This is a genomic window from Lysobacter sp. CA199 (assembly GCF_052078715.1).
Classification (GTDB): Bacteria; Pseudomonadota; Gammaproteobacteria; order Xanthomonadales; family Xanthomonadaceae; genus Lysobacter.
The window spans coordinates 482,805-495,565 of sequence record NZ_JBQJIL010000003.1 but is presented as its reverse complement, the minus strand read 5'-3'; the positions used below and the strand labels follow the sequence as shown (position 1 = coordinate 495,565).

Sequence of the window (12,761 nt, the reverse complement as noted above, 5' to 3'; positions counted from 1 at the left end):
CAACTGGAGCGCCGGCTGCCACAGCGGCGCTCCGACCCAAATCCTAGACCCGCGAGACCGCGGGCATCCGCGTCAAACATCCCTTCTACTTCAAGAGAACTAAATGGCAGATTCCATCCCGTCGCGTCCCGGCCAGATCAACAAAGCGGGCGACGATTGGGCGTTGTTCATCAAGAATTACACTGCGGAGGTCGATGCGGCCTTCGTGGAAGCGTACAAGCTGGACGGTCGGATCATGGTCCGCACCATCGAGCAGGGTAAGTCGGCCTCCTTCCCGGCCATCGGCACCATCGGCTCGCGTTACCACGTGCCGGGCACCGACATTCTGGGTCAGACCGTCGATCACAACGAGCGCATCCTGACGCTCGACCCGATGCTGATCTCGGACGCGTTCATTGCGAACATCGACGAGGCCATGAATCACTTCGACGTGCGCGGCGAGTACACCCGCCAGCAGGGCTACGAGCTGGCCCGCAAGCGCATGATGAACGAGCTGCGCTGCGCGATCCGTGCGGCCCGCATCACCACCGCCGTCGTCGAAGGCCAGCCGGGCGGTGCCGTCATCAAGAACGCCGCAATGGCTTCCAGCGCCACGGTGCTCGCTGCGGCGTTCCGTACCGCCCGCCAGGTGTTCGACGAAAAGAACCTGTCCGACAACCCGTCCGACTACACCGCCGCGCTGCGGCCGGCTCAGTATTACCTGCTGACCGAGAACAAGGACTTGATCGACAAGGACATCAACACCGACTCGAAGGGCAGCTACAACGAGGCGGTGATCGCGTCGATCGCGCGTCTGCCGATCGTGAAGATCAACTGCGTGCCGAACACCAATGAGTCGGCCGACACCAGCGTCCTGTCGAAGTACCGCGGCAACTACGCGGACACCGTCGGCACGATCTTTCATCGCGCTTCGGTCGGCACCCTCCAGTTGCTCGGCCTGTCGGTCGAGGACGTGTACCAGGGCAACAAGCAGGGCACCCTGATGCTGTCCAAGTACGCGCTGGGACATGGCGAACTCCGCGCCGACGGCGCCATCGAGCTGTCCAAGGCCGCGTAACGCTCAGCCAGTTTCACCTCAAGGGTGTCCCCAATCTATCGGGGACACCCTTTTTTTTCTCCACTCACCTACGGACACTCATGGCACTCCCGATCGTTCTCACCACGGAACTCGATGCGGTAAACGAGATGCTGGGCGCAATCGGCGAAATGCCCGTGAGCAGCCTGGATACCGTCGGCAACACCGACGCGGCCATCGCCATCAAGACTCTGCACGGAATCTCCCGCGAAGTGCAGTCGAAGGGCTGGTGGTTCAACGAAGACGACAGCTTCACCTTCACGCTCAACGTGGACAACAAGGTGCCGCTGGTCGCACAGATCATCAAGGTCACGCCCCTCGGGCGCGGCGCGGTGCGCATCACGCATCGCAACAACTTCCTCTACGACCTCAGCAATCGGACCGACGTGTTCGACCCTGAGTCGCCGCCGGTTGCGAAGGTGACTTGGTTCTACGAGTACGAACTGCTGCCGGAAACGGCGCGGCGGTACATCGCCATTCGCGCGGCACGCATCTTCCAGAAGAACGTGCTCGGTAGCGAGGCGCAGGACCACTTCACCGAAGAGCACGAGAGCACCACTTACGCGCTCCTTGTATCCGAACAGGACGACTTCGAGTTCGCCCTCGGCCGCAACTTCATCAATGACGACGCGGACACTTCCGCAATCGGGAATCGCAGCTAAGCAATGGCATTGACCACCGGCCGCTACCCGTCGTTCCTGGGTGGCGCATCGCAACAGGACGATTCCGTCCGCAGTCCGAACCAACTCAGCGAAGCAATCAACACCTGGCTGCACACCGCTCTCGGCACCGGCAAACGCCCGCCGGCCGAGTTCGTGAAGGTGCTCGCCGACAACCTCGACCCGATGGCGCACTACCACTCCATCGTGCGTGACGCCTTCGAGCGCTACGTGGTGGTCATCGGCAACGGCACGATCCGCGTGTTCAACCACATGACCGGCTACGAGTACGACGTAGTGCCGACCGGTAACGCGCTCCAGTATCTCGCGACCACGCTACAGCCCTGGTCCGTCTTCAAGACGATGACGCTCGCGGACACGACGTTCATCGTCAACACCGAGCGCGTGGTCAAGATGGACGCCGAACTCTCCCCCGGCGCACTCACGGGTTCCGTCCAGACCTTCACTGATCTGCCGAAGCCTACCGGTAGCGTCCCCGTGCCGATGGGCGTGATCTACGAGATCGTCGGCGCAGCCGGTAACGAGTTCGACAACTACTACGTGCAACGTGCCGGTGCTGGCGTGTGGCTGGAAGTGGCCCGTCCGGGCATCCAGCACAAGTTCGACCGTAACACGATGCCGCACCTGCTCAAGCGCATCCCCGATCCGATACACGGTGACGGCTTCTACTTCTCCTTCGGCGCCCCTGAGTGGGAAGGCCGGCTCGCTGGCGACGCATCGACGAACATCTCCGCGTCATTCGTCGGCGAGAAGATCGTAGACGTGTTCCACCACCGCAGCCGAGTCGGCTTCCTCTCGACGGAGAACTGCGCGATGTCCGAGGTGGACCGGCCGTTCAACTTCTGGCGCACCTCGGTTACGCAGCTGCTCGACTCCGATCCGGTGGACTTCGCCGTCAACACCGATGGCGTCGCCTCGCTGCGCCATGCGATCTCTTACGAGTCCTCGCTGATCCTCTTCGGCGACCGCGCCAACTTCCAGATGACCGCAGACCCGTTCCTGACGCCGAAGACGCCGAAGGTCGATCCGCTGGTGAACTACGAGTGCTCGCGGTACGTGAAGCCGGAGAAGCTCGGCGACACGCTCTACTCGGTCACCGACGCCGCCGCGTTTACGATCCTGCGCGAATACTTCATGGACGACGTGAGCATCACCGGCGACGCCGCCGACGTGACGAGTCATGTCCCCCGCTACATCCCGGGCCGCGTCCGCGCAATGGCCGGTGCGCCCGAGGCGGATGTGGTTGTACTGGCGCAGGAAAGCGCGCCGCACCAGCTCTACGCTTACTTCGTGCGCTGGGCTGGCACCGACAAGGTGCAGTCCGCGTGGTGCAAGTGGGACATCGCAGGCGTCGGAAAAGTCGTCCACCTCAAGGTGATCGACGGTTACCTCTACGTGCTCGCACGGAAGCTCGGGGCGGCCACCGGCGTCGAGATGCTGCGCATGTCGCTCAGCCTCGCCACTGAGGACAGCGACTTCACCGAAGACTATAGCTTCATGCTCGACCGCCTCGCCGTGCTCCAGCCGACGCACTACCCGTTCGGCAACTACACCGACGTGAACCTGCCCTACGCCTTCGGCTCCATGACGAACGTCGTGGTCGCGAAGACGGACGACTGGGCGGACGCCGGAACGTTAGTGGATCTACAAGGCGCCACGCTGGCAGACGGCGGCATGACCTTGCGATTCCCGGGCAACCTGGCCGCGGGCAAGCTCGCTGTGGGCCTGAACTACGTCACGCGTGCGGACCTTACGAGGCCGTACCTGCGCGATCGAAACAACGAAGCCATCACGGTCGGCCGGCTCCAGGTGCGGGACATCACCGTCGCCTACAAGGATGCCGCCTACTTCGAGGTCGAGGTCGCCACCCGCGGACGCGCCACCGATCCGCAGACCTACCTCGCAAGCCACGCCGGCCTGTTCACCGCACGCACCCTCAACGACTCCACGTTCCGCCTCAACGCCCCGCTATTCCACTCGGGCGAGCAGCGGTTCCCCGTGCAGTCCCGATCGGATCAGGTGCGTATCTCCCTCGTCAATCGCCTGCCGTACCAATGCTGGTGGCAGTCCGCGCAGTACCGCGCCCTGTTCTCTTCCCGGAGCCAAGTGTGACCGAAGTAACCTACCGCTCTCCGACGGTCGAAGACATCCAGTCGGTCGCGGATCGCATGCGGCTGTCCGATGTGCTCGAAGTCGCCGCCTCTCACGGGCACACCCCGTACAACGCGCTGTGCGCCGCAGTGGCCGCATCCACTATCTCGTTCACCGCTGTCATCGACGGCGTGCCCGAAGGCATCTTCGGCGTCTCGCATCACGGCGGCATGTCCGCCGAGGTGTGGATGCTTGGAACCGACGGGCTGACGAAAGACCCGAAGGTGTTCTTCGCGGAGACCTCGCGGATCATGGACGGTTGGCTTGAGCAGTTCGCCATCCTGCACAACTTCGTTGACGACGAGAACGAGGTGTCGAAAGCCTGGCTCGTGAAGTCCGGCTTCACGCTCGGCGAACCTGTCCCCTACGGCGTGTCGCAGCTGCCGTTCCGCTACTTCTATCGGGTGGGCACGGGTGTGTGAGCCGGTAACGATCGCCACGGCGGCGGTCATGATTGCCGGTGCCGTCTACGCCAACGGCGAGCAGAAGAAGGCAACGAAAGAAGCGCTCAAGGTCCAGCAGTCCGAGATCGACGCGTCCGCAGCGACTCAGAAGAACGAACGCATGGAAGAGGCTCGCGCTCTTCGTGCCACTGCCCGCGCCGCAGCAGCGGAAGCCGCCATCGGCGGCAACTCCGTGGATGCGATTAGCATCGACGTGATGGGCCAAGCCGGTCGCGACGTTGCGCTGATCGAGACCAATCGCCGCAACGGCACGCTCGCCAGTTCGGCAGAAGCCAACGCCCGCATCCGCAGCGCCAACGCTGAGATGGTCCAGAGCATCGGCAGTGCCGCCGCGACCGGCATGAGCGGCTATCAGAACTACATGATCCGACGCAAAGGAGCTACCGAAGGTAAAACCCCGGTCGCTCCTTCCCCAACCTACTAGGAGACCGCGCATGGCGCGCTTCAAGAAGCAAGAGATCACGCGGCGCACCGTAACCGCGCAGCGCGCCTCGGACGCGCCCAACCTGCGCGTGCAGGCCGACCTCGATTCGTCGCGCGGCTACTCCGCACTCGGCTCTACCGCGGTGGATGTCTTCGGTCGCCTTGGCGCCGCCGCATCGCGTCTACAGACCGATCGAGCGGTCCGCAAGGACGCCGAGGATCAGACGCAGGGTCAGACGGATCGCACCGTCGAATCCCTCGGTGGCACCGCGGCGCAGCCGGCCGAGACGCTCGCGGACAAGACCGCAGGCTACCGTCGCGGCTACTACCTGACGGAAGCCGCGAACCGCATCCACACCACCAAGCTCGAACTCGCCAAGGCAACGGCGGGTCTGCGTCCCGGCGAGGACATCGCGCCGATCATGCAGGAACGCATGGCTGAGATGCTCAAGTCGCCCGAGTTCCAGGACGCGGCGATCCTCAAAGAGATGCAGCCGGCCATCCAGAAAATGCAGGAAGGCGTGGTCGAGTTCCGCCAAAAGACCGAGCTGGCCGAAATCTTCGACAGCCAGGCCGAGAACCTGCGCCAGATCGCGCGCGATGGTGTGCAGGACGGCTCGCTGCTCACCGCCGAGGGCGTCAACAACTTCCGCGCCGCGCTCAACACCGAAGCGTTCGCCTACCTCGACGATGACGACGCCGACGACATCCTGTCGAACGCCTACATCGACCTGATCGAGACCGGCCAGATCGACCCGGAGAACGCCAGGGCTGCACTCCAGAAACCCATCGGTTCCGCTAAGGCCGCCTTGTGGGATCGCGCCGGCTGGGGCGAGAAGTTCGAGACCGCGGTGTCCGCTGGTTCCACCGTTCGTGCCCGCAAGTTCGAAGAGGCGCAGGCCGAGATGTTGTCCGGCATGGAGTACCAGCTCCAGGGTCGGGCCTCGAAGGGCCAACTCGCGATCGGCGACATCAACGCGCTGGCCGATAAGGTCGGCATGCAGGGCAAGGATCGCCTCTCCTTCGTGCGCCGCTGGATCGATCAGAACGACGCCGGCCTCAAGCACATGCAAAGCGAAGCAAATCGCGCCAAGGAGCACAAGCAGGTGATCGCGGCGATCAACGCCGGCAATGCCCTGTCGTTGACCGATTCCCAACTCAACAAATCGGCCGAGAAGGAATGGGCCGCGGCGGTGACTGGCGGTGATCGCAAGGTGCAGCAGGCCGTCATCGAGCGCTACACCCGCGCCGGCATCGTCATCCCGCAGCTCAAGGACATGCTTGGTCGCACGACCTCGCGCAACCTGACCGCGAATTACAACCTGTACGCCGAGCTGGTGAAGATCGACCCGATTGCTGCTGACCGCTACCTGTCGGAGAGCAATGCAACTCTGTTCGCTCAGCACCACGACAACGTGTCGAAGTTCGGCATGACGCCGGAAGAGAGCATCCAAGCTCTGCCCACCGGTGCAACGAAAGGCCGCCGCGTGGACGTTGCGCGCGAGATCGGACAAGCCACGACGCAGTTCTACAAGGACCGACCCACTCTGCCCGGCGGCGCAGCCAGAACGCGCGAAGTGAAGACTCAGATCGAACAACGCGCAATCCGCCTGGCACTTGCGAATCCCAATGCGTCGGCACAAGACAACCTCGCTGTAGCGGAACGCCTGGCGCTTGGCGACCTCATCGAAGTAAATGGCCGCATGGTCCCTCGCGGCGCCACACGGACGACGGCTCAACCTGCAATCGACGCCTTTGTTCGAGAGGGTGCGAAGAGCTTGGCTACGGAGGGGGTGATTCCACAAGAACTCCAGGCTGGCGTCTATGCCTCGCCCCTACCCAACGCTCCAGACCGATTTGCTTTTATGCTGCCCAACGGCTACCCCGTGGTGAACCCGAAGACCGGCCGCCCGGTAACCTTCGATCCGCTGGAAGTGGCCCAAGTGCGCGCCGAATACGACATCCAGCGCAAAGAAGCCGAAACACGACGCAGCTCCGAAATCAAGCAGGCGCTCCGCACCGCACCGGTGCCTGTTGCATACGGCGCTGTCGATACCCCCGGCGTCATGGAGCAGATGGCCGACGACCAAGCAGCAGCAATGGGTAAGGCCGCCGCCTCCGCTCCTACAAAGCCGTTTCCATCCTTCATGGAATTCCTACAAGAGCACCGCACTGCGCGGAAATCAAAAGGACAGTAACAGCAATGCCTATTAGCATCCTCGACCTGGCCGACGACTCGCCCGCGCAGGCGCCGGACATCAACCAGCAAGTCGCGATCGCGACTCAGCGCAACGAGGGCGGCTCCACGGCCCGCGCGCAGGCGTCACGAGCACATAAGGCGGAAGCAGAGCGTGTGCGCGAGAACACGACCGTCGGTGATCTGATCGGCGCCGCGCAGGTACAAGGCGGCATCGGCACGCTGCACCGTCTGTGGCAGGAAGGCTCCGTGATGGAGCACGCGAAGGAAGACTACCGGCTCCCGGAAGACTTCGCCGAGCGCATGCAGGAAGCTGGCATCGGGCAGGAGCAATGGCTCCTGTTCGATCGCGCCACCAGCGACGAGCACTTCGAGCTGCTCCAGTCGTTTGCGTTGCAGAACCAGGCGGCCTCGGAGACACAGGCTCAGTTCGGACTGGCCGCGAACATCGCGGTCGGCCTCACCGACCCTGTGGCCTTCGCCGCCGACGCCGCGACCGGCGGTCTCGCTCGGGCCGCTCGTGCTGGCCGCTTGGTCAACGGCGTCCGCGCCGGCATCGCCGCAGGCGCCACTAACGCGGCATTGACCTACGGTGCATCCGGCTTCAACCCGGAGATCGGCGAAGGCGATGTCGTGCTCGCTGCCGGCGCCGGCTTTGTCCTCGGCGGCGCGCTCAACCTGCGCAACGGTGACGAGTTCGTCAACGCGAAGGCGGTGGAGAGCATCGTGAAGCGCGACATCTCTGGCTCCTACGAGAGCATCGGTGCCGCCAAGGTCCACGGCATCCCCGACGAGCCGACCCCTGGCCTCTCCCGGAAGCCCCTGAGCGACACGATGGAAGACATCAAAGATGCTGGCGTCGAGAACATCGAGCTGCGTCCGGCCTTCGCCAATATCCGCCGCTCGCTCGCAGCGCGCATGGGCAACATGAAGTCCCCGACGGTGCGCGAGATCAGCCGCAAGCTGTTCCGCGACGGCGTGGGCTACAACGACCGCAATCAGGCCGTGGAGCAGTCCGCAGGCGAGTTCGCAGGGATGCACCGGGCGCGCTTCGAGACGGCTCTCCAGCGCGGCTACAACGCCGCCTGGCGCGACGAGCGAGCAGCCCGCGGCCTCAGCATGTGGGACCGCGCGGCCGAGCTGGAATGGAGCGGCCAAGTCGCCCAAGCTCTCCGCGGCGTCGAGGTCGAATCCCCGGCGGCCAAGGCTGCTGCAGCCAGGGTGCGGAAGGTGCTTGACGAGGCGTTCGACACGGGCGTCCGCAATGGTGTCCTCGATCCTGGCTCGAAGAACGAAAGCTATTTCCCGCAGATTCAATCGAAGGCCGCCTACCAGCGCATCTTCGGCGAGATGGGTCTGTCCGAGGACCAGGGCATCGACATCTACAAGCAGGCGATCCTGTCCGACATGCGCAAGCGTGCCACGGCGAACCCCGCGTCTGCGGATAACGTCGCCAAGTTCAACGAGCTGGAAGAGAACTATCGCGGCACCTCAGAGGCCGCCAAGCGTGCCCGGGAGCGCGCCGACGAGATCAACGCCGACTTCGCACTCCGCCAGCAGGCAGTGCGCGACGCCGAAGCCGCCGTCGCCGAAGACCTCGGCACCGGCAAGCGCGCCGACATCTCCCGGCGCTCCCGCCAACGCAAGCTCGAAGACAGCCGGCGCCGCCTCATGCGCCAGGAAGAACGCCTCAAGGGCGCCAAGGGGAAACTCGCGGACGCCCTCAAGCGCGAGGCAGACTCTGACTACGCCCGCACGCAGGCCAAGCAAATCGCCGACGACGGCGGTATCGACGAAGACCTGGCCGAGGTTTACGCCAGGGCGATCATCAATCGCGGCAAGAACCAGGTCCACGGTGAAACCGAGAACATGGTCCGATCGCTGGACCTCGACGACCTGGAGCAGCTCAAGCTCGCGCTCGACGACGCCGGTGTCTCCGTGGAGAAGGCCACCTCGATCCTGCACAAGTACACCCGCAAGGCAGCCGAAGACGCCAAGATCAGCCCCGCCAAGCGTCGCATCTCGCTCGACCCGTCCTTCCGCACGGTCGTCAAGAACCGCAACGGCGCTGACGTGGAAATCGGCGTGACCGACTTCATGGACAGCGATGTCTCCCGAGTGGTCACGGCGTACACCCGCGACATCTCCGGGTGGTCCGCGCTGTCGCAGAAGCTTGGCGTCAAGAACCAACGGGAACTCGAAGCGCTCCGGCAGCTGACCAAACGGGAAGCCGACATCGCTGGCGACGACACGGACACGGCACTGCGCATGTTCGACATCGGCGTCCGCAGCATCATGGGCCGATCCACCGAGGTCAACCCGAACTCGGGCGGTGCTCGCATCGCTCGCGCCCTGCGCGACACCCAGTTCCTGCGGGTGATGAACCAGGTCGGCTTCACGCTGTTCACCGAACTCGGCCCGGTGGTGGCCCATGCCGGGCTGCGCAATACGCTGTCGTCTATCAGCTTCATCGGCGACTTCATGCGCACCGCGGCGGACGGCACGCTCAAAAGCGGCACCGCGCGCTACCTCGACGAACTGATCGCGACCGGCACGGAACACCTGCGCAATCCGGTGTATCTGCGCCTGGAAGACGATGCGTTCGCCTCGCCGACATATGGCAATAGCAAGGTCGGCCGCGCCTACGAGAACCTGCAAGGCCAGGCGCAGCGCGTCACCAGCGTGATGTCGGGCATGGCCCCGATGAACACCATGCTGCAACGCATCGCCGGCCGAGCCACGCTCATGAAGCTGCTACAGCTGGCGAACGACCAGCGCGCCCTCGCCGGCCCGATGCTGCAACGCCTGCGCTCCTACGGGCTCGACGAAGACGCACAGAAGGCACTGTTCGACTCGCTGCGCGGGATCAAGAAGGTGGACGACATCACCGAAGCCAAGCTGTCGCTGGCCGATCGTGAGCGCGTCGCTGCCTTCATGTACCGCGTGACGCGCCAGCAGGTGCTCGAAGGTGATGCGTCCGACTCGATCATGCTCATGCACAGCTCGGGCGGAAAGCTCGTGACCCAGTTCCGCAGCTTCATGGCGTACAGCTACGAGCGCCACCTACTCAACTCGGCGTATCACTGGAAGGACTGGCACACGTGGCAGATGGTCACGCTGTCGTCGAGCCTCGCCGGCCTGCAATGGGCCGCCCGCAGCTACATCAACACCAACGGTAACGAAGAGAAGCGAAAGGAGACGCTCACGCGGGCCAACTTCCTCAAGGCCGCCGTGGCGCAGTCGTCGTGGGGTTCGGTCATTCCGGCACTCACGGACACGCTCTTGGGTGTCGCCGGTGAAGAGGCGGTGTTCGCTAACACGCGATCGACGGGCCTGTCCAACAACCTGCTCGGCGGCATTCCCGCGGTGGACTTCGTGACCCGCGCCGCGGAAGCCGCGAAGCTGCCGGTGCAGATGCTCCGAGACGACCAGGAGATCACTCGCAAAGAGCTGGAGAACTTCTCGAAGCTCTTTTGGTTCCAGAACATGACCGGCTGGCAGAACATCCAGCGCGAAGGATTCGATTGGCTGGAGCAAGAGGGGATCATCGAGAAGAAGAGTGAAGTCGAATCCGAGGCTCGCAAGGAGCGCAACGCGGAGAATAAAAAGAAGACCTGGCTGGACAATCCCATCTTCAACTAACGAGACCCAATGATTGAATTGGCCCGCGGCCTGTCCTTCGTGCGTTACAAGTACGAAGGCGGGCCGCTGCGTTTCACCGTTACATTCCCGTACCTCAAGCAAGAACACGTCCGCGTGCTCGTAGGCGATCCCGCCTCGCCGCGTTTCGTCCTCGGCAAGTGGCTCAACGCCACCACCGTAGAAATTCCCGATCAGACGCCGCACCTCACCGCGCCTTACGCCGTGGCGCTGCGTCGGGTCACACCCATCGCTGGCCTCGCAATCGAGTACCAGGGTGGCGCGATGCTACCCGAGAGCCACCTCAACACGTCGCTCAAGCAGTTGCTCTTCGCCCAGCAGGAGAACCGCGAGTTCCCCGGCGGCGGCGCCGGCAGTCCCGGCGGTGGCGACAACTCGCTGATCGACATTCAGACCCTCATCGATCTCGTCACGCAGTCGCCGGCCTTCCTGATTCTCCAAGAGAAGATTCCCGACGTTGACGCCAACGCCGAACTCATTATCGAAGAGCTGCTGCGGTCGAACACCTTCTTCGACCTGCACCGCGACCACGGCGACAAGATCAACACCGCCTATACGCGCATCTCACTCACCGAGGATGCCACGCAGGTTCTCGCCGAGCAGTACACCGAGCTGTTCACCCGGATCGTCACCAGCGAATCAAGCATCGCCGCCCAGTTCCTTCAAGTGAACCAGGCGGTCGTCACCGAGCGCAACGCTCGCGTGTCGTCCATGACCGACTTGCACGCGCAGATCACGAACGAGCGGGACACCTACGTCGCACAGGCGGTGTCCAACGTGACCGCCTTGGTGGACGCTGTGGAATCCCGCGTGGATTCCGTGGAAGGCACCGTCGCTACGCACGGCACTTCCATCGCAGCGACCAACGAGGCCCTTACCACTGTCGCCAATGCCGGCGGCGCTAACACCACCTGGCGCCAGCTGTTCTCGGCGCAGTTCGGCGGTAACGGCGCAAGTGGTACGTCTGTGGCCGCGGCCGTGAAGCAGCAGATCGACACGAAGGTGACTCCGACCGAAGCGCAGTCCATCGCCAACACCAGCGTCACCGCGTTCGCAAACGGTACGTTCGCGGCGCTCCAGCAGTCCTACAACGCTTACGTCAACTCCAACGACGCCAAGTGGTCCGGCACCTGGTCTCTGCGCATCAACGGCGGCGACCCGGCTAACCCGATCATCGCCGGCATCGCGCTGAGCGCCAATCCCAACGGCTCCGACTTCGTGGTTCAGGCGGATCGATTCGCTGTCGTCTCGCCGACCAACTACGGCGTCCGTCGCGTCCCCTTCGTCGTCGGTAACGTCGGCGGCGTGAGCACCGTCGGCATCACCGGCGCACTGCTGGTGGACGGATCGGTCACCGCCGGGAAGATCACCGCGACCTCGCTGTCTGCGATCACCGCCAACGCCGGCACGATCAACGGCGGCACCTTCAAGACTCACTCGCTGGACGCCAACGGCAACGTGCTCGACCCAGCCGAGTTCCGCGTGGAAGTGTCCAATGTCGGCAACTGGCCCCTGTGGGTCGGTTCCGGCGTCAAGAACGAGAACAACGCCGTCTTCTGGCTCGACCGCTGGGGCAACGCCGCGTTCCGCGGCAAGGTCTCGGCGCCGAACATCGTGGGCCAGTTTCAATCCGCCACCGCGGTCAACTGGACGGGCGCGACGACGGTCGGCACGGACTACACCGAAGTGCTCCAGTTCACTCTCGGCGCCCCGGTGCTCGTCGGCGAAGCGCACACGCCTGTGCTCAGCCTGACCGTGAGCTGCACGCCGGGCATGCCTGGGCCTGATGTGATCCTGCAAGAGTTCCGCTCGTCCGTTTGGGTCGAGATTGGCCGGACCGACGTTCCGTTCTACGAAAGCTCTTACCAAGTGCAAGGCGGCGAAGGCAACGTGTTCTATCGCTACCGCTCTGCGCTCCGCAACACCAACGTCACCGTCAACGGCGTCGGACAGCCCACCGCCTCTCCGCGCACCTTTCGGGTGATCGCGCGATGGCGCCAAGTGGTCTACACGCACGCAGGCGGCGGCGACACCAGCGCTCTCTACACGGGAGCGACCAACATCACGGCCATCTCCGGCTCCGTCTTCGGCATCCGGTAAACCCAAGGAAT

8 protein-coding genes are annotated in these 12,761 nt (G+C 64.0%); all 8 read left to right on the top strand.

Annotated elements, in window-relative coordinates; translation table 11 throughout:
- Positions 1 to 103 precede the first annotated feature (103 nt).
- A complete protein-coding gene (locus tag ACTOWJ_RS06875) occupies positions 104 to 1,057 on the top strand; it encodes a hypothetical protein (protein ID WP_441333850.1) in 954 nt (317 codons plus the stop codon).
- A gap of 80 nt (positions 1,058 to 1,137) precedes the next feature.
- On the top strand, positions 1,138 to 1,737 hold the full coding sequence (locus ACTOWJ_RS06870; protein WP_441333849.1) for a hypothetical protein: 600 nt from the start codon (positions 1,138 to 1,140) through the stop codon (positions 1,735 to 1,737).
- 3 nt (positions 1,738 to 1,740) lie between these two features.
- Complete coding sequence (locus tag ACTOWJ_RS06865; protein ID WP_441333848.1) at positions 1,741 to 3,867, top strand: hypothetical protein; 2,127 nt, start codon at positions 1,741 to 1,743, stop codon at positions 3,865 to 3,867.
- Positions 3,864 to 4,328: a hypothetical protein gene (locus ACTOWJ_RS06860; protein WP_441333847.1), complete on the top strand. Its 465-nt coding sequence runs from the start codon at positions 3,864 to 3,866 to the stop codon at positions 4,326 to 4,328. Before ACTOWJ_RS06865 ends, ACTOWJ_RS06860 begins: the two co-directional genes overlap by 4 nt.
- 28 nt (positions 4,329 to 4,356) lie before the next feature.
- Positions 4,357 to 4,794: a virion core protein, T7 gp14 family gene (locus tag ACTOWJ_RS06855; RefSeq protein ID WP_441333846.1), complete on the top strand. Its 438-nt coding sequence runs from the start codon at positions 4,357 to 4,359 to the stop codon at positions 4,792 to 4,794.
- Between the two features lie 10 nt (positions 4,795 to 4,804).
- On the top strand, positions 4,805 to 6,991 hold the full coding sequence (locus tag ACTOWJ_RS06850; protein WP_441333845.1) for a hypothetical protein: 2,187 nt from the start codon (positions 4,805 to 4,807) through the stop codon (positions 6,989 to 6,991).
- A 5-nt stretch (positions 6,992 to 6,996) separates the two neighbouring features.
- Positions 6,997 to 10,632 (top strand): hypothetical protein, encoded by a 3,636-nt coding sequence (locus ACTOWJ_RS06845; RefSeq protein ID WP_441333844.1) that lies wholly within the window; start codon positions 6,997 to 6,999, stop codon positions 10,630 to 10,632.
- 9 nt (positions 10,633 to 10,641) lie between these two features.
- On the top strand, positions 10,642 to 12,750 hold the full coding sequence (locus ACTOWJ_RS06840; RefSeq protein WP_441333843.1) for a phage tail fiber domain-containing protein: 2,109 nt from the start codon (positions 10,642 to 10,644) through the stop codon (positions 12,748 to 12,750).
- Positions 12,751 to 12,761: the final 11 nt, after the last annotated feature.

What these genes read in the sequence shown, in the direction of transcription:
- ACTOWJ_RS06865 (WP_441333848.1), top strand. Translation starts at nt 1,741, where the DNA reads ATGGCATTGACCACCGGCCGCTACCCGTCGTTCCTGGGTGGCGCATCG.
- ACTOWJ_RS06840 (WP_441333843.1), top strand. Translation starts at nt 10,642, where the DNA reads ATGATTGAATTGGCCCGCGGCCTGTCCTTCGTGCGTTACAAGTACGAA.
- ACTOWJ_RS06850 (WP_441333845.1), top strand. Translation starts at nt 4,805, where the DNA reads ATGGCGCGCTTCAAGAAGCAAGAGATCACGCGGCGCACCGTAACCGCG.
- ACTOWJ_RS06845 (WP_441333844.1), top strand. Translation starts at nt 6,997, where the DNA reads ATGCCTATTAGCATCCTCGACCTGGCCGACGACTCGCCCGCGCAGGCG.
- ACTOWJ_RS06855 (WP_441333846.1), top strand. Translation starts at nt 4,357, where the DNA reads ATGATTGCCGGTGCCGTCTACGCCAACGGCGAGCAGAAGAAGGCAACG.
- ACTOWJ_RS06870 (WP_441333849.1), top strand. Translation starts at nt 1,138, where the DNA reads ATGGCACTCCCGATCGTTCTCACCACGGAACTCGATGCGGTAAACGAG.
- ACTOWJ_RS06875 (WP_441333850.1), top strand. Translation starts at nt 104, where the DNA reads ATGGCAGATTCCATCCCGTCGCGTCCCGGCCAGATCAACAAAGCGGGC.